At 49.4% G+C, this 14,416-nt stretch carries 12 protein-coding genes; 8 read left to right on the top strand and 4 right to left on the bottom strand.

The annotated features are described in order from the left end of the window. The first annotated feature begins 119 nt into the window (after positions 1 to 119). The 5 genes from AC04MQ_RS04695 to AC04MQ_RS04675 all read left to right on the top strand — a co-directional run bounded on the left by AC04MQ_RS04695 (position 120) and on the right by AC04MQ_RS04675 (position 3,639). Positions 120 to 752, top strand: a complete 633-nt coding sequence (locus tag AC04MQ_RS04695) for an ATP-binding cassette domain-containing protein (protein ID WP_475391293.1) — start codon at positions 120 to 122, stop codon at positions 750 to 752. After that, complete coding sequence (locus AC04MQ_RS04690) at positions 709 to 1,521, top strand: ABC transporter permease (protein WP_015092574.1); 813 nt, start codon at positions 709 to 711, stop codon at positions 1,519 to 1,521. The genes AC04MQ_RS04695 and AC04MQ_RS04690 overlap by 44 nt, the downstream gene beginning before the upstream one ends. Next, the gene (locus AC04MQ_RS04685) at positions 1,522 to 2,319 is read left to right on the top strand and encodes an ABC transporter permease (protein ID WP_475391291.1); all 798 of its coding nucleotides are present in this window, start codon (positions 1,522 to 1,524) and stop codon (positions 2,317 to 2,319) included. A 12-nt stretch (positions 2,320 to 2,331) separates the two neighbouring features. Further along, the gene (locus AC04MQ_RS04680) at positions 2,332 to 2,958 is read left to right on the top strand and encodes a glutathione S-transferase family protein (RefSeq protein ID WP_475391289.1); all 627 of its coding nucleotides are present in this window, start codon (positions 2,332 to 2,334) and stop codon (positions 2,956 to 2,958) included. Positions 2,959 to 3,069: 111 nt separating this feature from the next. Further along, positions 3,070 to 3,639, top strand: coding sequence for an N-acetyltransferase family protein (locus AC04MQ_RS04675; protein ID WP_475391287.1), 570 nt, complete (start codon positions 3,070 to 3,072; stop codon positions 3,637 to 3,639). Here the strand turns inward: AC04MQ_RS04675 and AC04MQ_RS04670 are convergent. The 4 genes from AC04MQ_RS04670 to AC04MQ_RS04655 are packed head-to-tail and all read right to left on the bottom strand — an operon-like array spanning position 3,632 to position 10,340. Beyond that, positions 3,632 to 5,425, bottom strand: coding sequence for a M3 family oligoendopeptidase (locus AC04MQ_RS04670; RefSeq protein WP_475391285.1), 1,794 nt, complete (start codon positions 5,423 to 5,425; stop codon positions 3,632 to 3,634). The genes AC04MQ_RS04675 and AC04MQ_RS04670 overlap by 8 nt on opposite strands. Positions 5,426 to 5,484: 59 nt before the next feature. Beyond that, positions 5,485 to 7,539 (bottom strand): phospholipase D-like domain-containing protein, encoded by a 2,055-nt coding sequence (locus tag AC04MQ_RS04665; RefSeq protein ID WP_475391284.1) that lies wholly within the window; start codon positions 7,537 to 7,539, stop codon positions 5,485 to 5,487. Further along, a complete protein-coding gene (locus AC04MQ_RS04660; RefSeq protein WP_475391283.1) occupies positions 7,536 to 8,747 on the bottom strand; it encodes a hypothetical protein in 1,212 nt (403 codons plus the stop codon). The genes AC04MQ_RS04665 and AC04MQ_RS04660 overlap by 4 nt, the downstream gene beginning before the upstream one ends. Positions 8,748 to 8,756: 9 nt before the next feature. Further along, positions 8,757 to 10,340: a YiiX/YebB-like N1pC/P60 family cysteine hydrolase gene (locus AC04MQ_RS04655; RefSeq protein ID WP_148278885.1), complete on the bottom strand. Its 1,584-nt coding sequence runs from the start codon at positions 10,338 to 10,340 to the stop codon at positions 8,757 to 8,759. A gap of 236 nt (positions 10,341 to 10,576) precedes the next feature. Between AC04MQ_RS04655 and AC04MQ_RS04650 the strand changes: the two genes are divergently transcribed. Genes AC04MQ_RS04650 through AC04MQ_RS04640 form a run of 3 tightly spaced genes read left to right on the top strand, consistent with a single transcriptional unit; the run spans position 10,577 to position 14,408 of the window. After that, positions 10,577 to 12,625, top strand: a complete 2,049-nt coding sequence (locus AC04MQ_RS04650) for a carbohydrate-binding family V/XII (RefSeq protein WP_475391281.1) — start codon at positions 10,577 to 10,579, stop codon at positions 12,623 to 12,625. Between the two features lie 25 nt (positions 12,626 to 12,650). After that, on the top strand, positions 12,651 to 13,220 hold the full coding sequence (locus AC04MQ_RS04645) for an outer membrane beta-barrel protein (protein WP_015092584.1): 570 nt from the start codon (positions 12,651 to 12,653) through the stop codon (positions 13,218 to 13,220). 30 nt (positions 13,221 to 13,250) lie between these two features. After that, the gene (locus tag AC04MQ_RS04640) at positions 13,251 to 14,408 is read left to right on the top strand and encodes a BamA/TamA family outer membrane protein (protein WP_475391279.1); all 1,158 of its coding nucleotides are present in this window, start codon (positions 13,251 to 13,253) and stop codon (positions 14,406 to 14,408) included. Positions 14,409 to 14,416: the final 8 nt, after the last annotated feature.

Genomic DNA, 14,416 nt, shown 5'->3' with positions numbered 1-14,416 from the left:
TTAGGGGTTTCTTAATCAGAATCCTCTTAACAATTTTTGTTTTTAAAAAAAAAAAATAAAAAATTCAACCCCGCCAGTCGGGGGGGGGGGGGGGCCCCCCCGCCCCCCGCAAAACCACTTTGCTGAAAATGCTTTCCGGCCTGGTCACGCCGACCAGTGGCGATGCCCGTGTGCTGGGCTTCAGACCCTGGGAAAGAAAAAACGAATTCTTGCGCCAGATCAGCATTCTGCTGGGTCAGAAGAATCAGCTGTGGTGGGATATTTCCCCGGCGGATTCTTATTCTTTACTGGCGCGTATCTATGATCTGGATCCCGCTCAAGCAAGAAAGCGCGTGGACCATTTAGCCGAGATGCTTCAGTGCACGCACGTCCTGCACACGCAGCTTCGCCGCCTCAGCCTTGGCGAGCGCATGAAAATGGAAATCATCGGCGCCCTTTTGCATGAACCCAAAGTTCTGTTTCTGGATGAACCGACCATCGGTCTGGACATCGTGGCCCAGGAAACCATCCGTGAGTTCCTGGATCAATACGTGAAAGAAAAAGAACCCACGGTCATTCTGACCAGTCACTATATGGACGATATCGCCAAGCTTGCTGACAAGTTGCTTCTTATCAGCAAAGGCAACATCGTCTATCAGGGCACGGTTCCTGATTTCGTAACCAAATCCAACACTGAACTGGCTGAAAACGAAGAGGTCGATTTTGAAGATGTCATCCGCCGCTTTTTGGAAGCGGAATCTCGCGTTCGCTAAACTCGCGATTCTGTCCAATCTTGAATACCGGCTGAACTACTTCGTTGATGCGATTCTTCAGCCGACACTGACCACGGGGATTGAAGTCCTTTTGTGGTTTGCTGTCTTTAAAGGGGCTGGCGCCACAGAAATCGCCGGCTTCGGTCGTGAATACTATCTGGCCTATGCCATGTGGGGCGCGTTCTTTGCGCGCATCTGCACCAGCTGGATGTATGAATACCGCATGATTCAGGAAATCGATTCCGGAAGCATCAACAGCCTGCTGGTGCGCCCGATGAGCTTCTATGAATACTATTTTTCGCAGTTGATGGGATATAAGTTCATCACCACCTTGGTGTCGATGCTGATCCCGTTCATCGCGATCTTTATTTTTGACCTGCCGACCAAGTTTGAACGCCTGCCTTTGGCTTTTGCTTTGGAATTTTATTACCTGATTCTGGTGCATTCGATCAGCTTTGTGATCGCAGCCTGCGCATTTTACCTGAACAAGGTCTATGCCGTGACCGGAGCAAAAAATCTGGCCCTGTGGCTGATGACCGGGGAATTGTTCCCGCTGGATCTGATGCCGGAACCGGTAAGGTCCATCATGATCGCCCTGCCTTTCAGTGCCGGGGTTTATGTTCCAGTGGGTTATCTGACCGGGCGTCTTGAAATCGGCACCGTTTGGCAATCCTTTGCCTCGGTCACTGTCGGCATCGTCGTGGTGAATTTGATCGGCGCTTGGATCTGGCGAAAAGGTGTTAACGTATACACCGGGACGGGGGCTTAAATGTTTCAGACGTTGAAAAAGTACCTGTCTTTGTACGCCGCCCTTTTCCGCACCAGCTTTATCGCGGATCTTGAATACCGTGTGAACTTCATCACCCGTATTGCAACAGATATCTTCTGGTATCTGGCGCAGATCATGACCTTTGAGGTTTTGTTCCGCCATACGCCGAAAATTGGCGACTGGAACCTGGAACAGATGCGCGTGTTCCTGGGCGTGGTTTTTGTCGTTGATGGTCTTTACATGATCATTCTGTCCGAAAACCTGGATCAGTTTTCTGAAAAAGTGCGCAAAGGCGATCTGGATCTGCTGCTGGCAAAACCCATTAATTCGCAGTTCATGATTTCATTGCAAAAGGCGTCCACGGCAATGATCGGGAATCTGATCATCGCTTCCAGTTGGTTTATCTATAGCATTTTGCAGCTATCAAACTTCGAATGGCTGCGTCTGTTCTGGCTGCTACTGCTGATTCCGTGCGGACTGGTGGCCTTGTATGCCATGAGATTCTTTATGGCCTCCACGGCGGTGATCTTTGCCCGTTCCGAAAATTTGCAGTTTATCTGGTATCAGATCTATCGTCTGGGCATGCGCCCGGATTCAATCTATGTGCCGTGGTTTAAATGGATGCTGCTAACTGCCCTGCCCGTGGGGGTGATTGCCAGCGTGCCGGCCCGCGCCCTGCTTGAGCCACCGGATTTCACCCTGTTTACGTGGGTGGTGCTGCTTTCAGGTATTTTGATTTATCTAACAAACAAGTTTTGGAAATTTGCCCTGAGATTTTATTCCAGCGCAAGTTCCTAAGGAGATACTCACATGATCAAAATTTACGGATCCCCGATGTCCAGCGCCGGCCGCTGCTACTGGATGCTTGAAGAACTGGGTCTGCCTTACGAGCAGATGCCGATGAACATGCGCGAAAAGCAGCACAAGTCCGCTGACTTTTTGAAGATCAACCCGAACGGCAAGATCCCGGCCATCATCGACGGTGAATACGTGCTGTGGGAATCCATGGCGATCACCAACTATCTGGCTAAAAAGCACAACAGCCCTCTGGCACCACAGAACTTGGACGAAGAAGGCCACATCATGCAATGGAGCTTCTGGGCCCTGGTGGATTTGCAAACTCCGGCAGTGAACTGGTTGATTCAGGCTTTGTTTGTTCCGGATGAATTCAAAAATCCTAAAGTCATCGAAGACGCGAAAAAAGTTCTGCCAAATTATCTGAACACTTTGGAAGCCGGCCTTAAAGGCAAGACTTACCTTGTCGGCAACCGTTTCACCGTGGCGGATCTGAACGTGGCTTCCGTGGCAGGTTTGCTTTACGCTCTGAAATTCGACATGTCCCCGTATCCGGAAATTAACAAGTGGATGGGACTTTGTACCAGCCGTCCGGCGGCTCAAAAGCTGGACAAACTGCGCGCAACTGCTCAGGCGCACTAAAAATGCGGGAGGCCTTAAAGAGATGCATTTTTCTTTGAGGCCCCATTAGTTTTATTGATTTGTTTTAACGCCTCTTTTCGCCGATCTTAAAGATCACCAAAGGAGGTCCAAATGGCATTGCATGAAACCCGCACCATTCAACTGAAAAACGGCGATTCCATCATTATGAGGCCTGCTTTGGTCAGTGAAGCCGAAGCCTTACTGAACGCCTTTCTGGAAATTCTGCCCACTTCCCCCTATATCCTGAGCACCGCGGAATCCGCGGCCAAGAAAACCGTGGAAACTCAAGTGAGGTGGATCACCGATGCCAACGAAGACCCTAAGGGTGCTTTGATCATCGCTGAACACCAAGGTCGCATCATCGGCATCACCAACATGGTGCCGTTCAAAGACAGCAAACGCAGCCACCGCGCGGGCTTGGGAATGTCAGTGCATCACGATTATCGCGGACAGGGATTGGGCGAGGCTTTATTGCGTCGTCTGATTGAAGTCGCACAAAACATTGAAGGCCTGAGCTTTCTGGAACTGAACGTGATGAGCGCGAATCAACCGGCGTTCAAACTGTATGAAAAACTGGGATTCCAGCAGGTTGGTTATTTGCGCGAAGCTTATCGCCAACCCGATGGGGTTTTCACCGATGACATTTCCATGTCACTGGATCTAAGAGCTCGCCCTAGCTAAGGGCGAGTTTTTCGAATTCTTCAATCTTGCGATTAATGACCGCGATGGATTTTCTCCAGAACTCTGGCTTGCGAATGTCTTCGCCCAGGTGCTTTTGCACCAGATCTTCCGCGGTCATGCGGCCGGTGTCGCGCAGGATGTTGACGTAAGTCTTCATGAAGTTCTTACCCAATTCTTCACGACGGGCGTACACACTGATGCTGAACAGATAACCGAAGGTGTACGGATAGTTATAGAAGCTGATTCCGGACATCGAGAAATGCAGTTTGGTTGCCCAGTACATTTTATCATTTTCGCTCAAGGTGCTGCCGTACCATTTGCTCCACGCCTCGTCGGTCAGCTTGCTTAGCTCATCGGCGCTGACAGTGCGCTTTTCACGCATCTCATAGAAGCTTTTTTCAAAGTCATAACGAGCCGGGATATTCAGCAGGAACGCCGTTGCTCGGTCCATCTCGCCCCACGCAAATTCGATTTTTTCTTCACGGGATTTGGCATTGGTCAAAAGCACGTCGTGCAAAAGGGTTTCCGAGAAAATGCTGGCCGTTTCAGCCAACGTCATCGGATAACCACATTCAGCGATGGGCATGTCGCGCATCACCCAGGAATGATAGGCATGGCCCAGTTCGTGCGCGAGTGTTGAAATATCACTGTTAGAACCCATGTAGGTCATGAACACACGGGGTTCACGTTTTTTACGGAAACCGGTGCAATAAGCGCCGTTGCGTTTATTCGGAAGAACTCGCGCTTCAATCCAGTGCTTATCAGCCATCATATCCACAAACTGCGCCATGTCCGGTGAAGCCTGAGCAAAGGCATCCTTGATCATTTTCAAGCCTTCTTCATAGCTGCGCTCTGATTTGGAAGCCGAAATCGGGCTTTGTGCCAGCAAGTCCCAAGGGTCCAAAGACTTTTTACCCATCAGCTTTGCCATCGCCAGATTCGCACGGCGGGACATATCGACATTTTCATAACAAGCCGTCAGCATCGCATCCAAAGTTTCTTGGGTGATACGGCTATAAAACAGGGACTGATCTAGATAGTGGGCCGGTTTCACTTGCGAACGTTTCTTGATCACCTCGTGGCGCCAGCCAGCCAAGGCATTCAAGATCGAAGAAGCTGTTTCTTTGTGCGTGGTCCATGCGTTTTGAATGGACGTCCACGCCACACGACGGGTTTCTTCATCCTGACTGCGAATCAATGCCGATGCTTTCGCCAGACCCACAGTTTCCGTGCGGTCTTTGAATTTCATTTCACAGCGCATGGTTCCGCTTAAGTTAGTATAAAGCTCGCCCCACGCATGCAAGCCCGGCATTGAAAGTGCCTGCAACAAAGTTTCTTCTTCATCCGAAAGCATGAATGGTTTTTGTGTGCGTTCCTGGCTCCAGTCGAATTTCGCCGGAGTCAGTTCCGGGTGGGAAAGAATCTTGTTCAGAGTTTCCTCTGAGCAGCGTTTCATAAAGTTATCCACCGGGATCAGGATCTGCCACATACGGGAATTAAGCGCCATCACCTCTGATTTTTTGGCTTGAGCCTCGTTCAAAGTGCTGTCCACCGACAGATGACAATTCAAGAAGGTCGACATATTACCAACCAAAACTTGGGTCGCTTCCACGTCGATCCAGATTTTTTGGATCTTTTCCACTTCGTTTTCAAACGGAGTCTTCAGGGATTTGACGTCCTTTTCCAGCTGATCCACCTGGGATTTCACCAGATCAAATTCAGCCTGAAATTCAGGAGAGTTATAAGACGGATATTCAGATTCTAGATTCCAGGCCATTTTTTCCATGGAACAGATCTTACCGCATAGGCTGAAAATCTTAAAGGGCCTTTCGGCCCTTTAAGATTTTAACGCTTTTCGATGTCGTCTTTGGCTCTTAGCACCGTAGAGCCCAGATCATTGATGATCTTGCTCAGTTCCGGCGACAGGGTTTTTCCCATCACCTGCAGTTGCAGATGCTCGCCCTCATAGAATGGCCCAACCAGCTTGTCGTCATTCCAAGCTTGCACGAATTCATCTTCAAAGCCACCGATGACTTTTTGATCAAACAGCTGAGCACCAAATTCACGGAAGCTTCCCTGCAGAGTATCCGGATTCAAGTTCGAAGAACCCACCAGCATCACTTTGCCATCCACAGAAGTGATCTTTCTGTGATTTTCCTGGTGATAGCCTTGTGTTTTTCCATTAGGGAACTTCGCTTCAATACCCAGTGTACGGCGGGCACGAACTTCAACCCCATGGCGCAGCAGCTGATCCAAGTACAACGTATTTGGCAATCCACCCAGGCTGAAATTGCCATTGTGGTCAGCCAGAATGCGAATTTTCAAACCCGGAACCTGGGCTTTACGTTTCATCAATGCATCGTTGATGTATTTGTCATAGATGAACAGATGCTCCATATAAATATGGCTTTCTGCTTTGGAAATCATATCCACAAGCATGTTGCGAGTGTCTTTGATTTTTCCATCGACGTTGGCTTCAGCCAGACGCACAGCCTGGTTCCCCACCGCAGGGAAAGAGGATCTTTCCACACGGAACCACGCCAGAATCTGCTCGCGGTTTTTCAGGTAAGCCTCGTTGCCGTAACCTTCTTCCTTATAGAAAAACCACTTCTTTTCATTCGGGTCCGTCGTCAAAGCCGCTTCCACGTCATCGTAGTAAGCCGCCTGCACCAGCGCCGCCGCCGGGCCTTTCACGTAAAGAGCATTATCATAGTAGTAGCCACCACTGTGATCCGACCAGTTCTTGGAACCAAAGTAAGCCTGAGGCGCGTCCGATTCCGGGTCCACCACAATCACCTTACTGTGGTCGATCTTGGATTCGTAGTAGGTATTGCGCTTTTCCAAGGCCTTGAAAGTTTCTTCCGTTTTAGGCACCAGATTGGTGATACCAAAAGGAATTCCCGGAGGATGGCGCTGAATATTGGCCTGAAGCAGATACACAGAACCTTTCAGGCCCGGATCCGTCGCCGCACGGTCTTTAATGTATTTAAAGATCGGCATCATCTCGTCCTTCATGTTGTAGTTCGTTGCATAGTCATGCAACAAAAGCACTTTGAAGTTCGGATTGGCTTTTTTCTTTTCCACGGCCTGATCCAGAAGGAACTTGCTCAAAGTTCCCCCCATGGTTCCACCGAACAGGAAGATATCAATGAAAACGGAATCTTTAGCAGAAAGAATCATGTCACGGATCTTGGCAAACATCGGATCTTTGAAAGACGGATGTCCCTCATCGTCCTTGTGCAAAGGCATCTTCATATACGGCTGATTGAAATCAAGCACCCCACCGGCAAAGATCACACGGTCATTGAACCACTGGATTCTTTCCGGAGAGATTTCATTATGGCTGACCAGTTCGACGACATTTCCTGGAACAAAACCGCCGGCAGAAAGAGAATACGAATCGATTTGTGGGAAGCGCTTTTTAAGATCTTCCGTCAGTTCGCGGCTGGTCAGGGACAGATTTCCCGCTGTCGCCCAGGAATTCATCAAAGAACGGGCTTCATTCTGAGAAGCTTTGTCCTTTATCAGCGGATTGTCAGCATAATCACGCAAGGACTGTAAACGCATCTGCAACCAGTACTGCATCACCTTGGCTTCGTTAGCAGAATTCTTTTTAACAAACTTCCAGTATACCAGTGGCAACAGAATCTTTTCCGGAACCACTGCATCGTTTGTCTTTACAAAGGCACGCGCTTTGGTCTGTTCTGCGGCAGGCAATTTTTTGATTTCCTGAAGCAAAGCCTCCGGACGACGGCAGGCTTCGGCCGCAAACATCATGTCGTGATTATTCTTATAATAGTCCATGGCGGCCAGACGTTCCTTCAGGGACACCTGCGCGGTTTGCGCCATCGCCGTTGAAGCCATCACTACGGAACTCAAAATCATCAGCGTCTTTTTCACAGGACACCTCCGTTCACCAGAGCATCCAGATTCAGGAACTTCTCCATTGAGGACTCACACTTTTTCAAATATTGGATACGGGCGGAATAAAGCGCCTGCGTTTCGTTGGCCGTACTGTCCTGATCGCGCGAGGAATAGTAATTCACAAGCTTCACGCGGGAACGGTCACGGTCGAGCTTTTTCTCTTTCAAATCATAAACGATCTTTTCAAGGTTGAAGCTGATTTCCTCAGTAAAGGACTTTTTACTTTCCACCAGGAACTGACCCGTCGGAATGGATTTTCCGGTTTTTTCATATTTATCCGGCATCAGCTCGTTGCGGCCTTCATTGTTTGAAGCCACAAGGCCCGGGAAAACTTCGATGGTTTCTTCCGTCGGGATGATGTTTTTCAAGCTGAAATTCTTGTACAAATCCACGGTGTAGAACAACGGCACACCCGGGCCGGACTTTTTAGCCGACAGCGTGTAACCTTCACAGGACACGGATTTTTGCACTTCGCGGTTCAGGCGATAATAGCGGCGATAACGGGCAAAGCCCTTCACACCGTTCTTTTTAATGCTTGGCAGACCGAATTTAGGGCGGGTATCCAGAATCTCGACATAGAAGGTCACAGTGCCACCGATATAATCGGCCTGGCCTTGAGTGGCCGGGATCAATACCGAGTTATTATAAACAGTGCCGGTGTCCGTGGCTTTTTCAAGTTGTTCCCATTTAGAGCTTAACGCCCCGGTTTCATTAAAGCGCACCAGTTGGTTGCTGTTAAGCTCTGCCGCATAATCGTTTCTTTGGTTCGGCTGTGGCAGGAACGTCAGGTCCACCTGCAAGCCGGTGTTGATGATCTTGTAAACACGCATGGTCTTTACAAAGTTTTCAATCATCGCGTCTTTCAGATTTCCGGCAGCCAGTTTAGCAAGGCCCTGTTCCGGATTTTCCACACCCAGAGTTTCAATGATCGCCTGATTCAGTGCCTTGCGGGCTGTTTCAGACAAATACTTTTGATCACCGTTTGTATGGAACGAGATTTTCATTGGATGACGATAAGGTTTTAGCGGAGAATCGCCTCCGATCAGATCGGCCAGCGCCTGCGTCTGACCATCTGAGATCGTGTATTTCTTTTCACTGGCTGGCTCGCGCATCTCTTTGTGGGTGCAATGCACAGCCATCAGGGCTGCCCAGGCAATCAAAGCGGATTTCATCGTCATCTTCATGATTACTTCCTACAGATTCTGGAATTTTTTGAATTCAGAGTAATGTTGATCGTCGGCTTTCAACAGAAGGCCCAAGGAATAAGGCAGATCCTTGTAAACGCGTTTACCGTCGTAATACATGATCACCGGCTCAAAAGTTCTTTGGTTGCCGATCGCCAGCTGAGCCACGTTGTCCGGGCTGATGGTGTAACGGCGCAAAGTTTCCTCCAAAGGCCATTTCACGTCACCAAAGACCACGTAAGCAATCTCGGAACAAACGATACGCGTGTGCGTGTGAACATCGAAGTTGAAGTCATACTCTTTGCCGATCTGGGCAATCGCCTGCAAAACGGCCTTGCGACGATATTCATCCGTGATGTTGGAACGAGTGTCACGCACCACCAGGAAGTCGTCGATATTCAGGAAGTGCTCCAAAGTGTTCAATTCCACACCCGGACGCAAAGCTTCCACGATGCGGTGACCAGCACGGATTTTCGCCTGAATTTTGGCTGGGATCTGATCCCAAACCTGCAGCTCTTTCAATTGCTCTTCGGTTCCCAACCAGATGGCCACGTGACCATAGTGGCCCGGGATCATCTTGTCAGTCAGACGGAATGGAGTTTTCTCCATCAGAATGTCCAAAGGTTTCATTTCCCCAATCAGGTTGGCTTTTTCAGATTCAGACATGTTGTAAAGAAAACCTTTACGGGTTTCCACCAGGCCGACCATGTTACCAAAGCCCATGCTCACACCGTAAGACACCGCACGAACACCGCGCTTACCACGCAAAGTCAGGCGATTCCACAAATTGGCAATGGCGTCTTTGAAGCCTGTACCCGTCTTGTCGTTTTTAACAGCCAGATACCAGATACTGGATTGAGTCAGAGTATAAAGCTGAGCTTCTTCCGGACTGGTTTTTTCACCATTAGCGCGACGCCAAGCCATCACAGAGTCGATGAACTTGATGGCGTCCTCGATCTGATCACGACGGTGTGTGGAGGAATAGGAATCGGCAATTGCCTGCAATGCACGCTTCTGAGGAACATCATAATTCAGAACATAGCGCAAAGAATCGTTGTCATTGAATGGCTGGATCGCCACCAGATAGTTGTCCATCAAAAGCAACGCTGAAGCCAAAGCCATCTGCATGCGGAAGATCTGCTTTTCACCTTGCGCGTCTTTTGGATCCACATTCAAAACATTATAAGTTTCGTACGTGTCCTTACGAACATGGCGATCTTTCTTTTCAGTCCTGGTGCCTTTGTAAGGGGCAAGCTTCACCTGATTTTTGCCAGAGAAGTATTCACCTTCAGCAATCGCCAGATCCAAGAGTTTTTTGCGTGTTTCCAGGTACTTCGCACCCATATCACGAACCCATTCACCCTCAGAACGGCTTAAAGACACATCACCCGTCTGGCCCAGCTTCTTTTCATCAGCAAAGCGCAAGGCTGTTGCGCGGAAATCCAAAGCTTCCGCCATCAAAACCTGCAGGTCATAATATTGAGGATCTACATAATAGGTAGCCGCTGGCGTTCTTTCCGTAGAAGATTTGAACGAAGAACAAGCGCCAACAAATGCTGTGAGTGCACACAACAGAACAATAGCGAAACGCATGGGTTTTCCCTCCATACGATCAGATTATCTGAGCTGGGCTAACTTCTCGCTTTAAACATGTTTAGCGACAGTAAATCTGGTCCAGAGGCCCAGTGCGAAAGGATACCGATATTCATGTCGCTGGACCAGGTAACAAAGGTGAGTTGGTAAACCTAGACCACTGTAATTTCCGCGACTGAATTGTCCACGCTCTTTCGATTGATAAACTTTGATTTATCAATCAGAGGAGACATCCCATGAAGTCCTGGACCGCGGCCCTTCTTGTTCTGGCTCTTTCACCTTTGGCTTTGGCCCAAACCAAACCCACAAAGACTCGAGTGTGGCCCCAAGAACTTAAGATAACCGGCAATCAAACCGTCGAATTGTACCAACCCCAAGTTGAATCGCTCGCCCAAAACGACATCAAGGCACGGGCCGCGTTTAAACTGACCCGCGACGGCAAGGACTATTACGGCAGCTGTAAAATAGAAGCCAAAGCCGAAATCAACAAAGAATCCGACCTTGTTGAATTAAGCCGGATCCGTATCAAGAACCTTCAGGCACCCACCGCGAATATCACCAATAACGACTTGCAAACCGAAATCGAAAAGCAACTGGATGGGAAAACCGTGTCCTTTTCTTACAGAGCTTTGGTCGATAACCTTTCGCTGGCTGCCGGTTCCCACATCAAACAACCCGATCTGCACAATGCACCGCCTGACTTCGTATTTGCATCGGAACCCTCGATCTTGATTATGATCTCTGGCGAACCACAATGGACTGATTCATCCGGCGCCAAGGAAGTGAAACGTATCCTGAATTCCAGTGCGCTTTTCCTGCATCAAAAGGATTCAAAGGACTTCTATCTTTGGGCCCTGGGAAAATGGTTCCAATCTGCCGACCTTAAAGGTCCCTGGCAGGTGTCGAAATCCGGTCCGACATCAAAATTTGTGATGATTAAGGATAAACTGGTCAAAGATAAAAAAATTGATCCGCTGGAGGGTAAAGGCCCTGACGGTAAACCTTTGTACCAGCCCGGAGTCACTCCAAAAATCATCGTCGCAACAAAACCCACCGAACTTTTGCAATCCACCGGTGAACCCAAGTACTCGGCAGTCGAGGGCACGGCTTTGCTTTATATGTCGAATTCGCCCAATTCCATCTTCATAGATTCCAAAGATCAGAATTACTATACTCTTGTATCCGGGCGATGGTTCCGTTCTGCCAGCCTTCAGGGAACGTGGAGCTATGTCAGCGGCAAACAACTGCCAAAAGACTTTGCAAAGATCCCGGTGAAAAGCCCCGTGGCCGAGGTGCTGGTCTCTGTTCCCGGCACCCCTCAGGCAAAAGAAGCAGTTGTTGTCAGCCAGATTCCCCAGACCGCACAAGTAAAAAGAGACCTTAAACCCAAAGACATATCCTGTGACGGCAAGGTAAAGTGGCAATCCATCCCCGGAACTAATTTGAAGTTCGCGCAAAACTGCAACAGTCCGCTGATTGAAGTCACTGCGGAATCATTCTATCTGGTTCAGGATGGCGTGTGGTTCACGGCGACCTCGGCAAAAGGCCCTTGGCAAGTGGCTTTGGCAGTCCCGGAAGAAATCTATAAAATTCCCGCATCATCCCCGCTTTACTATGTCACTTATGTTCACGTCTATGGCTCCACATCAGACATGGTCACAGTGGGATATACGCCGGGCTATCACGGAACCTTTGTATCTGCCGATGGCACAATCGTTTATGGAACCGGCTACAACTATGACTCTTACACCTCAGGCAATCAGTGGTATCCCGCCCCAAGCACATATGGCTTTGGTGTCGGCTATGGCTGGGGCTATGAGGCCGGATTCTTTATGGGGTTTTCAATGGGTTCGCTGATGTATCCCTGGGGTTGGGGATACTGCTGCTACGGCCCCACCTTTGTTAACATCAATATCAACAACACCTACACCAACTGGGGTCGCCACACCGTCATCTCTGGACCGGCTGGCCACGGAATCACCACCAACACCATAGGACAAACAAAATTCATCCGCGGCAACGACAGTTCCAACATCTATGCCACACATGATGGTCAGGTCTATCGCCGCACGGATTCCGGCTGGCAAAAAAATATCGGCCCGGGATCCTGGGAAAATGTCGATCGCAAGAACACCGCGGATCTGGATCACATGCACGGTTCCCGGGATATCAACCGAGATGTGGCCCGACCACCCACAGGACGTGACTTTTCAGGACGCTCCCAACTGCAAGGAGGAGGAGGCTTCCGCGCAGGTGGTTTCCATGGCGGTGGTTTCCGCAGATAAATAAAATAATAAAAAGGAGTGCACCATGAATATGAAAAGGATTTTCTGTTATCTGGCTTTGACTCTGTTTGCTTCCAACTCGATGGCGGCCATGGACTGGGGTATTGAACTGGGTGCCCGTCAACAGGCGGGCGATGTGGGTGGCTTGAATTTTTCGGCCAACTCCCAGGTCGGATTCCAGGGCGGTGTCTTTGTCCATGTGCCGATGGAACAGGGCCCGGTTCATTTCCGCACGGGTCTTTTATACACCCAAAGACCGCTGCAATCGGAAAGTGATATCACCGGGCAAACCATTGACTATCACCTGGATTATCTGGATATCCCCGTGGATATTCTGATCAAGTCCGGTGAAAACTTTGGTATGTACATGGGCTTTCATACCAGCATCAACATTTCCAAATCCTGTTCCGGCAATGATTCCTGCCAGGTGCAGGATGTGGACACGCCAACTTTTCCGATTATCTTTGGTGTGCTGTTTAAAGCCACGCCTAAGTTCGGATTCAATTTCTATATCGACGGTGCGAATGGTGCCATGGCCAAGGGTCTTGGCAACTATAAAGCCGTGGGTCTTAATCTGACCTATTCGATGGACTGATTCCTTATGATCAGCAGAATCGGATTCGCTATGCTGACGATTCTTTTTTCCTGTTCGGTGCGGGGACAAGAGCCTGCCACCGAACAGGAACCCGCTATTCAATGGAATGAAAGTTCAGATCTGCTGGACGACGAAAAAGCACTGCCGGTGAACGCCGCCCAGCCCACACCTTTCACCGCCATTCATAAAAAGGACAAAAACGAATTCGTCATCGCCCCGATTCCATTTCTGAATCCCAGTCAGGGCTGGGGTCTGGCGCTGGTGGGACAATACATCTTCACATTGAAAGACGATGAAAGCCCGCCGTCCATTGTCGGGGGCGGGGCGTTTTACACCGAAAAGCATTCCTATGGCGGAGGCCTGGCCTATTCAGGAAAGCTTGCAAACGATCAGTGGCGCGTGGGCCTGGCCGTGGGCAAGGCCACAGTTTTCTATGACTTTTACGGCATTGGCTATGACCAGAATAAAGAGGACATTTCCATTCCTCTGAAACAACAGGTCGAATTTGCCGGACTGAGATTAATGAAACAGGTCACAAACAAATTGTTTCTGGGTTTAGAGCTGATTGGCGCCGAAATTACCACCAACATCGAAACCGAAAGCATTCCCGGAAACCTTGCCAACGAAATCGTTGCCAAGACCGATTTCATTGCCCCCAACCTGAAAGCCGAGCGCGACACCCGCAATGACAGCTTTTACCCCACGCAAGGATCGCTGTTTGATCTGCAGGCCGAATTTCACAGCGAGGAACTTCACGACAACACGACTTACCAAACATATAAAATTTCATGGAACCAGTATTTGGATCTGGCACCTTTTTCCGTACTGGCCTATCGCCTGATGGCCCGCTTTGCCTATGGGGATGTCCCCTTTTACAGTCTGAGTATGTTCGGTCAGGGCGGTGACCTGCGGGGATATGAAACCGGCAAATACCGTGACAAAATGATGTGGGCGGCACAAACCGAATATCGTTATCGCTTTACCGACCGCTGGGGCGGTGTCGCCTTTGCCGGCGCCGGACAACTTGCACCCAAAGTTTCCGAATTTGACGGCGCGGCTTTTCTAGGCAGCGGTGGACTGGGTTTGCGATTTCGCATTGCTCAGAAAAACCCGGTCGACTTCCGTTTTGACACGGCCTATGGCGACCAAAAAATCAGTTATTACTTCAGTGTCGGACAATCATTTTAGTAAACTTC

It is taken from the genome of Bdellovibrio sp. MYbb2 (assembly GCF_056175685.1).
The sequence above is the reverse complement of the archived record's forward strand: the minus strand, read 5'-3'. Positions and strand labels throughout refer to the sequence as shown.